This is a genomic window from Pseudomonas sp. GD03862, assembly GCF_029840855.1.
GTDB lineage: Bacteria > Pseudomonadota > Gammaproteobacteria > Pseudomonadales > Pseudomonadaceae > Aquipseudomonas > Aquipseudomonas alloputida.
Genome location: NZ_JAOCDI010000075.1, coordinates 1 through 15,578 on the forward strand (window position 1 = coordinate 1; position 15,578 = coordinate 15,578).

Annotated in this window: 9 protein-coding genes and 1 rRNA gene; 6 read left to right on the forward strand and 4 right to left on the reverse strand. The window is 59.9% G+C overall.

Annotated features, from left to right (window positions below; translation table 11 throughout):
- A partial coding sequence (locus tag N5D53_RS26620; RefSeq protein WP_279841094.1) for a retention module-containing protein occupies positions 1 to 2,907 on the reverse strand: 2,907 nt, incomplete at its 3' end.
- A gap of 993 nt (positions 2,908 to 3,900) precedes the next feature.
- Here N5D53_RS26620 and N5D53_RS26625 point away from each other — a divergent pair.
- Positions 3,901 to 6,057, forward strand: coding sequence for a type I secretion system permease/ATPase (locus N5D53_RS26625; RefSeq protein ID WP_003256004.1), 2,157 nt, complete (start codon positions 3,901 to 3,903; stop codon positions 6,055 to 6,057).
- 7 nt (positions 6,058 to 6,064) lie between these two features.
- Positions 6,065 to 7,423, forward strand: coding sequence for an HlyD family type I secretion periplasmic adaptor subunit (locus N5D53_RS26630; RefSeq protein ID WP_177413622.1), 1,359 nt, complete (start codon positions 6,065 to 6,067; stop codon positions 7,421 to 7,423).
- A gap of 156 nt (positions 7,424 to 7,579) precedes the next feature.
- On the opposite strand, the gene lapD is transcribed toward N5D53_RS26630, so the two are convergent.
- Positions 7,580 to 9,526, reverse strand: coding sequence for a cyclic di-GMP receptor LapD (lapD, locus tag N5D53_RS26635; protein ID WP_190869793.1), 1,947 nt, complete (start codon positions 9,524 to 9,526; stop codon positions 7,580 to 7,582).
- A 10-nt stretch (positions 9,527 to 9,536) separates the two neighbouring features.
- The gene (gene lapG, locus N5D53_RS26640; protein ID WP_011953175.1) at positions 9,537 to 10,298 is read right to left on the reverse strand and encodes a cysteine protease LapG; all 762 of its coding nucleotides are present in this window, start codon (positions 10,296 to 10,298) and stop codon (positions 9,537 to 9,539) included.
- Between the two features lie 203 nt (positions 10,299 to 10,501).
- Between lapG and N5D53_RS26645 the strand changes: the two genes are divergently transcribed.
- From N5D53_RS26645 to N5D53_RS26660, 4 genes are all read left to right on the forward strand, one after another.
- Positions 10,502 to 11,191: a GntR family transcriptional regulator gene (locus N5D53_RS26645; protein WP_064492509.1), complete on the forward strand. Its 690-nt coding sequence runs from the start codon at positions 10,502 to 10,504 to the stop codon at positions 11,189 to 11,191.
- A 106-nt stretch (positions 11,192 to 11,297) separates the two neighbouring features.
- Positions 11,298 to 11,801, forward strand: a complete 504-nt coding sequence (locus N5D53_RS26650; RefSeq protein ID WP_014589285.1) for a sigma-70 family RNA polymerase sigma factor — start codon at positions 11,298 to 11,300, stop codon at positions 11,799 to 11,801.
- A 4-nt stretch (positions 11,802 to 11,805) separates the two neighbouring features.
- Entirely contained in the window at positions 11,806 to 12,762 is a 957-nt protein-coding gene (locus N5D53_RS26655) for a FecR family protein (protein ID WP_104960565.1), read from the forward strand.
- Between the two features lie 165 nt (positions 12,763 to 12,927).
- Complete coding sequence (locus tag N5D53_RS26660; protein WP_121160923.1) at positions 12,928 to 15,342, forward strand: TonB-dependent siderophore receptor; 2,415 nt, start codon at positions 12,928 to 12,930, stop codon at positions 15,340 to 15,342.
- A gap of 67 nt (positions 15,343 to 15,409) precedes the next feature.
- On the opposite strand, the gene rrf is transcribed toward N5D53_RS26660, so the two are convergent.
- Positions 15,410 to 15,525, reverse strand: a 5S ribosomal RNA gene (gene rrf / locus N5D53_RS26665).
- Between the last annotated feature and the right edge of the window lie 53 nt (positions 15,526 to 15,578).

Genomic DNA, 15,578 nt, shown 5'->3' on the forward strand with positions numbered 1-15,578 from the left:
GAACTTCCACGCATCTGCGCCGCTGACCGCGTCGATGGCATTGACCACCGGCGCGTTGGTGCCGACATAGACGTTGTCCGGGGCGGCTGCAGTCGCCGAACCGGTGGTGCTGTTGGCTGCCACGACGACAGTGGTGCCGTCGGTCAGCTTGAAGTACAGCTCCGAGTGGTTGTTGATCGGCAGACCGTCTTTGTTGGTCAGGGTGATGGTGTAGGTGATCTCGCCGCCTTCGGTCACCGAAGGGGTGGCGGTCAGTTTGGCCACCACTTCACTTATAGTGTCCGAGATCTCAACGGTAGCCGGGCCACCCAAGGCCAGCTTCTCGAAGGTGGCACCCGGTACTGTAGCGTCGGTAACACTGAGCGTGATGGAGCCTGCATCAAGATAGACGTCATCGCCCTGAACCGAGGTCTTGTACTCGACTTCGGTCTTACCGGCTTCGATCGTCACGGTGTCGCCGTTAGACAGGGTTACGGTCAACGGACGGTCCAGCGCCTGGCTTACTTTCACAGTAAAGGAAGGCTGCTGGTCTTCGGTCACATTGCCATTGCTGACAATACTTACGGTGACGGTATCGATGCTGTCATTGATGACAGTCGAGGCTGGGGTCGGATTCGGAGTCAGCTGTTCGAAGTTGCCGCCCGTGGCGCTCTCGATGGTGACGCTGACGGTCGAGCCGTTGTTGTAGACGTCATTGGCCGGGGTCTGGAAATCAACGCTGCCCTGGGTTTTGCCGGCTTCAACGGTAATCGTTTGGCCGTTGGACAGGGTCACGGTCACCGGCGTCTGGGCAGGGTTGCTCAGGGTCACGGTGTAAGTGATCACGCCACCTTCGGTGACCGACGGGCTCGCCGTCAGGGTCGCGGTGGTGGTGTCGACCGAGTCGTTGATCGTGGTCTGAGCCGGCGTCGGGTTCGGGGTCAGTTGCTCGAAATTACCGCCCGTGGCGTTCTCGATAGTGACGCTGACAGTCGAACCGTTGTTGTAGACGTCATTGGCCGGGGTCTGGAAATCGACGCTGCCCTGGGTTTTGCCGGCTTCAACAGTGATGACCTGGCCGTTGGACAGGGTCACGGTTACCGGCGTCTGGGCAGGGTTGCTCAGGGTCACGGTGTAAGTGATCACACCGCCTTCGGTGACCGACGGGCTCGCCGTCAGGGTCGCGGTGGTGGCATCGACCGAGTCGTTGATCGTGGTCTGAGCCGGGGTCGGATTCGGGGTCAGTTGCTCGAAATTACCGCCCGTGGCGTTCTCGATAGTGACGCTGACAGTCGAACCGTTGTTGTAGACGTCATTGGCCGGGGTCTGGAAATCAACGCTGCCCTGGGTTTTGCCGGCCTCAACGGTGATGGTTTGGCCGTTGGACAGGGTCACGGTCACCGGAGTCTGGGCAGGATTGCTCAGGGTCACGGTGTAGGTGATCACGCCGCCTTCGGTCACGCTTGGCGAGGCGGTCAGGGTCGCGGTGGTGGCATCGACCGAGTCGTTGATCGTGGTCTGAGCCGGGGTCGGATTCGGGGTCAGTTGCTCGAAATTACCGCCCGTGGCGCTCTCGATGGTGACGCTGACAGTCGAGCCGTTGTTGTAGACGTCATTGGCCGGGGTCTGGAAATCAACGCTGCCCTGGGTTTTGCCGGCTTCAACGGTAATCGTTTGGCCGTTGGACAGGGTCACGGTCACCGGCGTCTGGGCAGGATTGCTCAGGGTCACGGTGTAGGTGATCACGCCGCCTTCGGTCACGCTTGGCGAGGCGGTCAGGGTCGCGGTGGTGATGTCGACCGAGTCGTTGATCGTGGTCTGAGCCGGCGTCGGGTTCGGGGTCAGTTGCTCGAAGTTGCCGCCCGTGGCGTTCTCGATGGTGACGCTGACGGTCGAACCGTTGTTGTAGACGTCATTGGCCGGGGTCTGGAAGTCGACGCTGCCCTGGATTTTGCCGGCCTCAACGGTGATGATCTGGCCGTTGGACAGGGTCACGGTCACCGGCGTCTGGGCAGGGTTGCTCAGGGTCACGGTGTAGGTGATCACGCCGCCTTCGGTCACACTTGGCGAGGCGGTCAGGGTCGCGGTTGTAGTGTCGATTGTATCGGTCACTTGGGTAACCGCTGGCGATTGCGGCAATGTCACCGTCAGCCCGCCACCACCGGTACTACCTGTCACGGTGGCCGAAATCTGGCCACCGTCGATGTAGGGTGTGTCGTTTGCCGGAACTGCGACGTTGACGCTACCACTGGTCTGCCCAGCCGGAATGACGATCACGGCACCGTTGGACAGAGTAATTACCAGGTTGGTGGTCGGCGCCTGACCAACGGTGGCGGTATAAACGATTACGCCACCCGCTTCACTGATGGAAGGGGTTGCGCCAAGCGTCAGCTCAGTAGCGACGGCGGTATCCGTCGGTGTGGTCACCAGGTTGTTGCCGTTAGTGTCCAGCAGGCCCACTTCTTGGTTATCGGGTACGCCCGCAAAGCCCAGCCCGTCAGTCGGGAAGCCAACCGTCGGGTCAACTCGGCCAGCCGTCTCTTCGAGCATCACGAAGCTGTGGCCACCGCCCAGCGCACCACCACCCGCTGATGACGGGCCAGCGGCGGTAGCTTCAAGCTCAGTAGTCGGGTCAACACCAGCAGCAATTGCCTGCTGCAGCTCTTCCACCGAAGGCGCGGCCTGAGCTGCCGCCTGGCTCAGGTCGGTGCTACTGTCAGGCGCATCGGCGCTCCATTGGCTGTCACGTCCAAGATCGAGCAGTCGGCCATCAGCCAGCTCCAAAGTAACTGCGCCACCCGGACCGGTGAGCACTTCCTCACCGGCCAACAGGCGGTCACCTTCGATAAGTACACGCCGGATGCCCTCTGGGGATACCGCAATAACCTGGCCGACAATGCTTTTGACGATGGCTACAACGCTGCTCATTGGACTCTCCGTGTGACCCGATGGGGTACTTCCCTGCCAGAGCGGCGCTTGCTAGCCACTTCAGGCGGAACTATGTCGATGATCTCTTGACGTTTTTGACGTCAATATTCCGTCTATAACCTTTTGGAATTGCCTAACTGCCAAACTATTGACCTTATACATGCCATCCTAAACAATCGGCAATGTAATGTCACATTGATATTTGTACCTTAGCCAAGCGTTTCCTGAGGACAAATGTCTTACATCATCAAAAAGGTGTTAAGCCATCAGTCGTAGCACTTTTTCATACACCTCAGCAGCCGTAAATCATGCGGCGCGACCCTCATACTCGGCAATGTCAGCGTTACTGGCGTCAATATCCAGATTACTGTCAATCGCCCGGACACTGATTGCCAAATAAGCACAAACCTTGCCGGAATGCGGCCAGGCAGAGGTCGATAGCCAGCCAGAGCCGGGGCGCTTGCTCACCCGAGGCCCACCAGGCTTTCAGCGCTGCGCGAGTCACAAGCAGCGATGTGTCGCAAATCAATGAGATGACGTACGAGTGCGTGAATAATGGTATCCCGATCATTGAAAATCGCTTGCGGATATTGAATGCAAGAAGGCAAGGATCCGCGCTCTATAGATGAATTCTGACTAACAAGCCACAGATATGCGCCAACAAACCAGCGCCTGTTTACTGACAGTGACTAAGCTGGAACCCAAAGCCCTTGCATGCCTTGGCTGAGTGGCAGGCTATGCTGCAACAAGCTGGATGATGGCTGGATCAAAAATGAAACAATCATTGCCCCGCTAAGTCTGGTGAAAATGAAGCACGTAGAATTGTTTACTCAACACCGATTCAAGGCGAACATTGGCCAGTTGCTCCAGCACCAGGGCGTGATAACCCTTATCAGCACAGCTTTGCAGCACCAAAGAAAGCCAGGGTGAGCCGGCCTGACCTTAACGACGGCACACCCACCCCACCCACCACAAGGATGAAGAGAGCGCCGCGTGGAATCCGAAGTCAGTCGAGTCCAACTCAGCCACGATCCACGCAGTCAGCATGACGATCCCCTGCTGGATAGTCTGCTGAGCCTGTGTGTCCTGCACCAGAAGCCCGCCAGCCGGGTCATGCTGACAACAGGCCTACCGCTACCCGCCCAGCGCCTGAGCCCTGAACTGCTGCCGCGCGCCGCGGCCCGGGCTGGCCTGCAGGGGCGCCTGCTTCAGCGAAAGCTGGAGCAGATCCCGAGTATCGCCATGCCGGCCATGCTGCTGCTCAAGGAGGGCCGCAGCGCCGTCCTGCTCGGCTGGGAGAACGATGACACCGCGCGCCTGCTACTCAGCGAGAGCGACGGTGGCGAGGTGCATGTCAGCCGCGAAGCACTGCTAAGCGACTACAGCGGCCGCGTGTTCTTCGCGCAGCCGCAGCACAAGTTCGATGTCAACCACGGCAACCTCATCCCACGCGCGAAGTCGTGGTTCCGCGACACCCTGCTGCGCAGCAAGTGGTTGTATATCGACGCCATCGCCGCCAGCCTGGTGATCAACCTGATCGCCTTGGCCGCGCCGCTGTTCGTGATGAACGTGTATGACCGGGTGGTGCCAAACCAGGCCACCTCGACGCTCTGGGTATTGGCCATCGGTATCGCCGGCGCGTATATCTTCGACCTGATCCTCAAAGGCCTTCGCGGCCTGTGCCTGGACCTGGCCGGCAAGAAGACCGACCTGATCATCTCGGCAACGCTGTTTGAACGTATCGTCGGCATGTCGATGAAGTACCGGCCGGCGCGGGTCGGCAGCTTTGCCCAGAACATTCACGAGTTCCAGGGCCTGCGCGACTTCCTCGCCTCGCTGACCCTGACCAGCCTGATCGACCTGCCCTTTACCATCCTGATTTTGATCGTCATCGCCATCATTGGCGGGCACCTGGTGTGGATACCGATCATCGCTTTCCCGCTGGCCCTGGGCATCGGCTACGCCCTGCAGCGGCCACTGATGGCGACCATGGAGCGGACCATGGCTTTGGCATCAGAGCGCCAGTCCAGCCTGATCGAAACCCTCGCCGGCCTGGATGCGGTAAAGGTCAACAACGCCGAGAGCGAACGCCAGTACATGTGGGAACAGACGCTCGGCACCCTAAGCCGCCTGGAGCTGCGGGTGAAGGTGCTGTCGAGCCTGGCGATGAACATCACCCTGCTGATCCAGCAACTGGCCGGCGTGGCAATGATCTGCGTCGGCGTGTACCTGATCATCGATGGCAACCTCAGCATGGGCGGCCTGGTGGCTTGCTACATGCTCAGCGGCCGCGCCCTCGGCCCACTGGGCCAGCTCAACGGCCTGCTGGCCCGCTACCAGCAAGCCAAGGTGACCATGGTCTCCACCGACCACATGATGGATCTGCCGCAAGAGCGCAACTTCGAAGAGCGCCCACTGAGCCGCAAGGTGCTGCAGGGCAGCGTCGAGTTCCGCGGGGTCGACTTCACTTATCCGAACCAGCAGAACCTGGCCCTGAAGAATATCAACCTGACCATCCGCCCTGGCGAGAAGGTCGGCATCATCGGCCGCAGCGGCTCCGGCAAGAGCTCGCTGGCCAAGCTCATTGTCGGCCTGTACGAGGCCGATGGTGGCTCGCTGCTGGTCGATGGCGTCGACATTCGCCAGATCGATGTCAGCGAACTGCGCCACAACATCGGCTACGTCCCCCAGGATATCCAGCTGCTGGCCGGCACCTTGCGTGACAACCTGGTCAGCGGCGCCCGCTACATCGAGGACGAATTGATCCTGCAGGCCGCTGAACTGGCGGGCGTACATGAATTCGCCCGGCTGCACCCCGACGGCTACGAGCTGCAAGTGGGTGAACGCGGGCAGAACCTGTCCGGCGGCCAGCGGCAGAACGTCGCCTTGGGCCGTGCGCTGCTGCTCAACCCGCAGATCCTGCTGCTGGACGAGCCGACCAGCGCCATGGACAACACCGGTGAAGAACGCCTCAAGCAGCGCCTGCAAGCGGTGGTGGAGGGCAAGACGGTACTGCTGGTCACGCACCGTGCCTCGTTGCTGTCACTGGTAGACCGGCTGATCGTGATCGATCGCGGGCAGATTGTCGCCGACGGCCCGAAAGCCGCGGTCATGGATGCACTGAAGAAGGGGCAGATCAGTGTTGCATAAGCTGGATATGGGGCAGTTCAAGGACGGCCTGCGGCGCTATTTCAAAGGCAGCGACTCGCTTGGCGGCCAGCCGCTGCCCGAGGTAAACAAAGCCCTGATCGAAGATGCACCGCGGGTGGTGCGGCTGACCATCTGGGGCGTGATCCTGTTCTTCGTGTTCTTGATTGTATGGGCCAGCGTTGCGCCCATCGACGAAGTTACGCGGGGTGAAGGCAAGGCCATTCCGTCTTCCAAGGTGCAGAAGATCCAGAACCTGGAGGGCGGCATCGTCGCCGAAATCTTCGCCAAGGAGGGGCAGATCGTCGAAGTGGGCCAGCCATTGCTGCGCCTGGATGAAACCCGCTTCGCCTCCAACGTTGGTGAAACCGAGGCTGACCGCCTGGCCATGGCCCTGCGAGTCGAACGTTTGAGTGCCGAGGTAGAGGACCGCCCGCTGATTATCGACGAAAAGCTGCGTAAAGCCGCGCCAAACCAGGCGGCCAGTGAAGAGTCGCTGTACCAGAGCCGGCGCCAGCAACTGCAGGACGAAATTGGCGGCCTGCAGCAGCAGTTGGTCCAACGCCAGCAGGAGCTGCGCGAATACAGCTCCAAACGCACCCAGTACGCCAACAGCCTTGAGCTGCTGCGCAAGGAAATCAGCATGTCCGAACCGCTGGTGGCAACCGGCGCGATTTCCCAGGTTGAAGTGCTGCGCCTGCGCCGTGCTGAAGTGGAAAACCGCGGTCAGCTGGATTCCACTGCGCTGGCGATCCCGCGCGCAGAGGCGGCGATCCGCGAGGTGCAAAGCAAGATCGAAGAGACACGTGGCAAGTTCCGAAGCGAAGCGCTGACCCAGCTGAACGAGGCACGCACCGAACTGAACAAGGCTACCGCCACCAGCAAGGCGCTGGACGACCGGGTGAACCGCACACTGGTCACTTCGCCCGTGCGCGGTATCGTCAAGCAACTGCTGGTGAACACCATTGGCGGGGTAATCCAGCCAGGCAGCGATATCCTCGAAGTCGTGCCACTGGACGACACGCTGGTCATCGAGGCGAAGATTTTGCCCAAAGACATCGCCTTCCTGCACCCTGGCCAGGAAGCGACGGTCAAGTTCACCGCGTATGACTACACCATCTACGGTGGGCTAAAGGCCAAGCTGGAGCAGATTGGCGCCGACACCATTACCGATGAAGACAAGAAAACTACGTATTACCTGATCAAGCTGCGCACTGATCGCAGCCACCTGGGGACTGACGAGAAGCCACTGCTGATCATTCCGGGGATGGTGGCGACGGTGGACATCATGACAGGCAAGAAAACCATCATGAGCTACCTGCTCAAGCCGATCATGAAGGCGCGTTCGGAAGCGCTGCGGGAGCGGTGATAGCCAACCTGCAGGTTTCGCCATTGCTTTAGGAGCGGCCTCATGTCGCGACAGGGCTGTACAAGCAGCCCTGCAAATCGCTACGTGAACCTGGGGGCCGCTACGCGGCCCTTTTGCGCCTCTAGCCCACGCCTACAGCGGCACGCGGGAGGCCATTCAGCGCCAAGGCGCAGGCTCCCCCACCAGTTGCCCCTGAATCCCGCCTACTCCCATCTCCAGCAACACCAACCGCTCTCCTTCCGTCTCGACTCGCTCGGCAATCAGCGGCAGGTCGATGCTATGCGCCGCACGCTGGATCGCTTCGATGAACAGCCGCTTGTGCTGCTCATGATCGATGTTGCGGATGTAACTGCCGTCAATCTTCAGGTACGCCAGGCCCAAATGCGCCAGGTTGCCAATCATGCTGAAGCGCCCACCGAAGCGTTGCAAAGCCAACCCGAAGCCAAGCCCATGCAGGCGCCGGGTGAGTTGCTCCAACGCTGCCTGCTCAGGCAACTGCTCCTCGCCAATTTCAAAAACCAGCCGCGGACCGAGCGCCGCATTCTGGCCCAGCAGCTCGAAAACGCGCTGAAGGGCCTTGGGGTCGGCCAGGGTGGCGGCGGACAGGTTCAACGCCAGCACCTGGTCATGCTCTCGCAGGTGCGCCAACACTTTCTCCAGCACCAGCACATCCAGCCGCGGCATCCAGCCGAAGCGCTCCAGCCAAGGCAGGAAGCGGCCCGCCGGCAAGGCCTCGCCCTGGCCATCGCGCAAACGCGAAATAACTTTGTGGTGCAGTACCCGTTGCGAGGAAGCGCACTCTATCACTGGCTGGAAGAACAACTCGAAATGCCCATTGATGAACGCCTGGTCGAGCCGTTCGTGCCAGGCATGCTGGCTATCTGCAGCAACCGCAGCAACACCTTGCTCAAGGCATACCCAGCCCGGCGTTGGCTGATTCTCAGCGCGGGCCAGAGCCTCGTCGGCCAGCTTCAGCAATGCCTGGGGTGAATCACCAGGGCTGAATGGTGCCAGGCCTATACAAGCCACCGGGTCGATATCACTGGCCCCCGTTTCGTGCAGGCTCTGCAACGTTGCCTCCAGAGCCTGGGCAAGGTGTACTGCCTCCTCATGCACCATGCCCGGTGCCAGCACTGCAAACTCGCCGCCGCGGCTGCGGGAAATGAGGTCGTTGGTTTCCGGGTAGCTGGCACAAGTACGACGCAGCTGTTCACCTACCGCTTGCAACAACTGGTCGGTACGCTGGCCGCCAAGGCGGGCGTTCAGGCCAGCCAGGCCCTGAACCCGCAGCAACAGCAGGTAGCCGGCGCGCGCGTCTTCCAGGTTGCTTACCCGATTGTTCAGCTGCATTTCAAAATAGCGGCGGTTCGACAGCCCGGTCAGGCTGTCCTGGTAGGACTCCGCACGTAGCCGCTCACTGCGCTCGGCCTGCTCGGTGAACAGGGCTTTGAGTTTCTCGACCATCTGGTTCATCGCTTGCACTACGCGGCGTAGCTCCGGCGTGCGTGGCAACTCTGGCAGGCTGAGGAATTCGCGGCGGGCAATAGCGTGGGATTGCTCGACCATGTAGTCCAGCGGCCTCAACTGGCGGCGCAACAGCAAAGCACCGAGCACGGCACTGGCCGCACCGCACAACAGCAACCAACCCAGGCTGCCCAAGGCGCTTTGCCAAAGCTTGGCAATGGCGAACATCGGGTGGCTGATCACTTCAACGCGCGCTGCCTGCTGCCAGCCACGACTGACGATTGCATCGCCGCCGGCGGCCTCAAGGCCGATCAGGCGCACGAACCAAAGCGGCACACCGCCAGGGTCTGGCTCGGCGTGACGCTCCACCAGCACGGCGTTGGAACCCAGGTCGACGACCTTGATGCTTGCATAGTAACCACTGTCGAAAATCGAGCTGACCATCAGCTCGACCATCGCTGGGTCGTCGATATTCGGCGTCAGCGAAAGCGCCAGCGCGGTGGCCGCATCCTGGGCGTGCGAGCGCAGCTGGTTGACGTACTGGCTGCGCGAGCTTTCCAGGCTGACCATGAAACTGCCACTGAAGGCGACCACCAGGAACAGGCAAATGGCCAACAGCAATTGTTTGAACAGTGACATCTGTGCTCCTTCAGTAAACCGGCTCGGCCGGGAACCCTTCGGCCTGCATTTTCTTCAACAAATCCTGCCAGCGTGACAGCCGCTTGGTATCACCAACCTTCTTGTTCCCTGCCGCGCCCGTCAGCCACAACCCCTCGCCATTGAAGGCGTACACCGGCAGCAGGTCGGTACGCTGGCTTGCCGGCTTTATGGCATCCATCAGACTGTCCAGCACCAAAGGTTGGGCCTGTGGGCTTGAATAATAGGTCAGGACCATGTGTGCCCGGTTCTGCCGCAGCGCCTTGACGTAGGTGATGCGCAGTTTCTCGCTGGGGATTCCCATGCGCCGTAGACTGAAATATTTGGCGATGGCGTAATCCTCGCAGTCCCCTGCACCTTTGATCAGTGCCTGCACAGGTGTGGCCCAGTAGTCGACCTCATGCCACAGATCGATATCCTCGACATAACGCAATTGCTGGTTGAAGAAGCGGTTGACCACTTGCAACCGTTCAAGCTCAGTACCCTGCTTCTGCGTGGCCATCAGGCTCTGCCAAGCATCGATGCGACCCTGCCCGGCACCTAGTGGGCCGTACAGAGCCTGCGACTTGCGGCTGATCTGGGAGAAATCCCAATCCGCGTGCAAGCCGCCCAGCAGAAGACTGCCCAGCAGCGCGGCAAAGCCGACATATCGCACTACGGTTTTGAGCAACCAGGATATCGCCACTGCGAAGCCCTGTTCAGACCAGTCGAAAGCAGCGATGGTGGGGCTTGCCACCGCAAAAGACAATGGCACCCTGCAATCACGCACCCGGCTGTCAGCCCGCCTATACTTTCTGCTTACATCTTTCTATAGGCAGCTTCCTTTGACGTGCGACTTCCTCCACCATAGCCGCGCTTTTGGGGCGCCCGTACCAGTGTGGGTGCAGGTTTGACACACTCACAAGCTGTTACTAGTTTAATTGGATCCAATATAGTCATCGTTGAGGCAGGCGTCGCGTGGCCAAGAAAATCAAATTGAGCAATGTGCTGGCCAGCGAGCAGTTGTTGCCGCATCAGGCCCGTGGCGTGATCGAAGAACGCCTGCGCAGCGCCATTCTCGATGGTCGCTTGCCGCCTGGTACTGCAGTTCGCCAACAAGAGCTCGCCACCTTGTACGGCGTCAGTCGCATGCCCGTGCGCGAGGCCCTGCGCCAGCTCGAAGCGCAATCCCTGTTGAAAGTGGAGATGCACAAGGGCGCCGTCGTTGCACCGCTGATCGGCGAGGATGCAGTGGACACCTATGCCCTTCGCGTATTGCTCGAGAGCGAGGCGCTGCGCCAGTCTATCCCGCTGCTTGATGCCAGCGACATCGCCAGCGCCCGCGGGTATATCCAGCAACTGGAGAACGAGACCAGCCACACCGAAATTGGCCGCCTCAACCGCCTGCTCCACATGGCGCTGTACAGCAAGGCGCCGAACAAGAAACTACTGCGCCTTATCGAGAACGAACTGAACGAGGAAGAACGCTTCCTGCGTTTCCATCTTTCGTCCATGGGCCTGGGCAAGCTCACTCAGGACGATCACAACGCACTGGTAGATGCAGCCAGCGACAAGCTGGTGGACGAAGCGGTAGCGGTGCTGGAACGGCACCTCAATGGCGGGGCGCGGGTGATCCGTAATTACCTGGATACGCAATTGGGGCGTTAGCCCATTACCGGCTTTACGCGTTAACTGATGGGTTGCAAATTAATCTTGCTCCGCCAACAATGAGACTAATTATCATTAACGTCCATTGATGCCGGCGCCCTCCTCCATGCCCAGCAACGATTCCGTGCAAACGCTCTACAGTGACCACCACGGCTGGTTGCATACCTGGCTGCGTAGCAAGCTCGGCAACGCAGCCGATGCGGCTGACCTCGCCCAGGATACCTTCGTCCGCTTGCTACAGCGTCGTGAACAATTGCAGCTGAATGCTCCCAGGGCCTTCCTGCGCACGGTAGCGCGTGGGTTGGTGATCGATCATTGGCGCCGCGAGGAACTGCACAGGGCCTACCTGGAGGCTTTGGCCCATGTGCCGGAAGCACTGGTCCCCTCAGTCGAGACCCGCGAGCTGCTGCTGGAATTGCTTGAACGTATTGCACGCATGCTCGACGGCCTCAAACCCAAGGTACGTCGCGCATTCCTGCTGGCTCAATGCGAGGGGCTGAAGCATCAGGCCATCGCCGAACAGATGGGTATCTCCGTGCGCACCGTTGAGCGCTACATCGCCGATGCGCTCTATCACTGCTACGTGCTGCGCTATGAAGACGACTGCTGATTCCATGACCGTCGCACGCCCTGATCCAAAAACGGTCAGGCAGGCCATTCAGTGGATGCTGCGGCTACGTGAGAGCGGGCACGATCCAGCTCTGCAACAACAGTGCGCGCAATGGCGCAGCAGCCACCACGAAAACGAACAGGCCTGGCAGCGTATGGTTCACCTTCATAAGGACCTCGACCTGCGCGCTATCCCGGGTGCCGGGCTGGCATTGCAGACACTGGAAACCAGCCAGCAGCGCCTGCGCCGTCGACAGGCGCTGAAGCTGCTTGGCGGCGTTGTCATGGCAGGATCTGCGAGCTGGCTGGCCAAAGATCTCGATACTGTGAGTGCCTGGACGTCAGACTATGCCACCGGCACGGGCGAGCGACGCGTCTTCACCCTGCCCGATGGCTCACTGATGCAACTCAATACCTGCAGTGCCGTGGACCTGGCCTTCCATGATCAACAGCGCCTGGTCCGCCTGAAGCATGGGGAATTGATGATCAACTGCAACCCCCGGAATCCCCTGCTGGTACAAACCCGCGACGCGCTGCTTGAAGGCTTCGAAGGACGCTTTGTGGCCTATCAGGATAGCGACTACACACGTGTCAGCGTCAGCCACGGCAAAGTGGCGATACACCGGCCTGGTGCTGGCCAACTTCAGTGGATCGAAGGTGGCCAGAACTGGCGCCTGGATGCTCAAGGTGCGCACCGGCTCGCGCACATGGACATGGATGCGATGGCCTGGACTGAAGGGTTGATCGTCACTCAGGACATGCGCCTCTCCAACTTCCTCGCGCAGGTCAGCCGCTATCGCCATGGTTACCTGGGCTGCAGCAATGATATTGCCGACCTGCGCCTGTCGGGGGTGTTCCGCCTCGAAGACCCGGAGCAACTGCTTCGGCTGCTACCGCAGACGTTGCCCGTACGACTTCGTCGACGTACACGCTGGTGGGTGCATGTAGAGAGCATCACCTGATAAGGCGTTATCGATTTCTGGCGGGTTTTGAATCCAGGTCCGGCTAGGACAGTAAGCAACACTTTCTGCCCTCGACACTTTAACGGACCCTTCATGTCTACCAACCCGGTGTTAACCCACACTTTCAGCCCGAATGATTTTCGTCCAGTCCTGCAATCAGCTCACTTGCGCCATGCCATCCGGGCTGTTCTGTTTGGTACCGCCCTGGGCCTGGCAACTGTTCCGCAACTTTCCGTTGCGGCCGACACAGCCGAAGTGAGCCAACACTATGCAATACCAGCTGGCCAACTGACCGACGTGCTCAACACAATCGCTCGCCAGGCCGGGATCACCCTATCGAGCACGCCTCAGCTGACCGATGGCCTGCATTCCAACGGACTGCAGGGGCAGTACACAGCCGATCAGGCGCTGCGCCAGTTGCTAAATGGCAGCGGACTGGAAGCCGTCAGCCAGGGGGGACGTAACTATGTGCTGCAGGCACAGCGTCAGAACGCCGCCCTGGCGTTACCAGACACCGACATCCGTAGTTTCTCCCTCGGCAACGCACTGGGCAGCATGGAGGGTTACAACGCCACGCACAGCCAGGTGGCGACCAAGACCAGCATGCCCTTGGTGGAGACATCCCAATCGGTCTCGGTAGTTACTCGACAGCAAATGGACGATCAGGGCTCTCAGACCGTTGCCCAAGCCATGCGCTACACGCCTGGAGTACTGACCAACCCGTACGGTGCCACTCATCGCTATGACTATGTAGCCATGCGCGGCTTCAACGACGGTTCGGTGGACAACATCTACGTCGATGGGCTCAAGTCAATGGGCGACAACGGCACCTACAGCACAATGCAGGTAGACCCATACTTTCTTGAGCGCATCGACATTCTCAAGGGACCGTCTTCGGTACTGTACGGGCGAAGCTCGCCGGGTGGCCTGGTAGCCCTGACCACCAAGAAGCCACTCTTTGCCCCTTACCATCAGGTTCAGGCCACGGTAGGTACTCAGGGCCAGCGTGGCGTGGGCTTCGACTTCAGTGGGCCTGTGAATGACGACAAACGCATTGCGTATCGCCTGACGGGTTTGGCGGATGCTTCCGACACTCAGTTCGACCACAACAAGGAAGAACGTTACGCCATCGCCCCTGCTATCAGTGTCGACTTCACCGAAGACACCTCACTCACGCTGCAGGCCTATTTGCAGCACGACCCTAACGGTGGGTACCACGGCGGCAACCCTGCAGACGGCATGCTGCACAAACGCAACGGTTTTCGCCTGTCAGACCATTTCTTCGAAGGCGAGCCGAGCATCGACAACTACGAGCGCACGCAGCAATCCTTCAGTTACCAGTTTGAGCACCGCTTCAATGATGTTTTCACCGCGCGGCAGAACTTCCGTTATCAGGATTCCGACGTGTCGATGGACCAGGTGTACGCCGCCGGCTGGGCAGATGTTGACAGCAACATGCTAAACCGCGCCTATACCGGCGGCGACGAGCGTCTGCATTCATACATCATTGATAACATGCTGCAGGCAGAGTTTTTTACTGGGGCCGCCAAGCACACCCTGCTCTTGGGGGCTGACTACCAGCGGCGCAAAGCCGACGTGACATGGCGTTATGGCACCGTCGACCCGCTGGATGCTGGCAATCCGCAGTACGGCAATGGCAACCTTCAGGTACTGGGCGAGAACCGCTACCAGCGGCGTTTGCAACAAACGGGTGTGTACCTGCAGGATCTGGTGGAGCTGGACCAGTGGCGCTTTTCCTTGGGACTGCGCCAGGACTGGGTGAAGGTGTCCGAAGAGAACCGTGACAGCGACAGCAAGGTCAGTGATCAACGCTCCAGGTTCACCTCCCGGGCTGGAGTGCTCTACCTGTTCGAGAACGGCATTGCGCCCTACATCAGCTACTCGGAGTCGTTCAACCCGAACACCGTGTCCGACCAGCAAGGCCGGCCGCTAGCACCGACGGAGGGCACTCAGTGGGAAGCCGGCATCAAATATCAGCCACCAGGGAGCGACAACCTGTTCACCGCATCGGTGTTCCGCATCGAGCAGGAGAATTTGGCGTCTAAACAGCCTGACGAAGACTTCTACCGCCCTGTCGGTGAAGTCCGCTCGCAAGGGCTGGAGCTGGAGGCCCATGTGCAACTGACCGACAGCCTCAAACTGCTGGGTGGCTATACCTTCACCGATATCGAGTATTCGAAGTCAATGCCGAGCCTTGTGTCGGGCAACTTGGACAACAAGGGTAATTCGCCGACTCAGGCGCCGAAACAGATGCTCTCGCTGTGGGCCGACTATAACTTCCGCCAGGGGGCACTGGATGGCCTGCGGCTGGGCGGTGGGGTGCGATATGTGGGGTACAGCTGGGTCGATGCGGAAAACAGCATGAAGGTGCCTTCCTACACCCTGTTCGACGCCTCGATCGGCTATGACCTGGGCAAGGTCGGCCTGACGGGTGTGGATGTGCGCTTGAACGCCAACAACCTTACCAATGAAAGCTACATTACCTCATGTGCCAGCCTGAACTACTGCTACATGGGTGAAGAGCGCAATGTGAGCGCCACGGTCAGCTATCAGTTCTAACCGATATTGAAACCCGGAAAAGACAAAGCCCCTGTCTGCATGCGCAGACAGGGGCTTTGGGTTTGAATCTTGACGATGACCTACTCTCACATGGGGAAACCCCACACTACCATCGGCGATGCATCGTTTCACTGCTGAGTTCGGGATGGGATCAGGTGGTTCCAATGCTCTATGGTCGTCAAGAAATTCTGTGTGCTGGCCCGTCCCTAGGACGTGCCTGCGAATCTGTGTAGTTC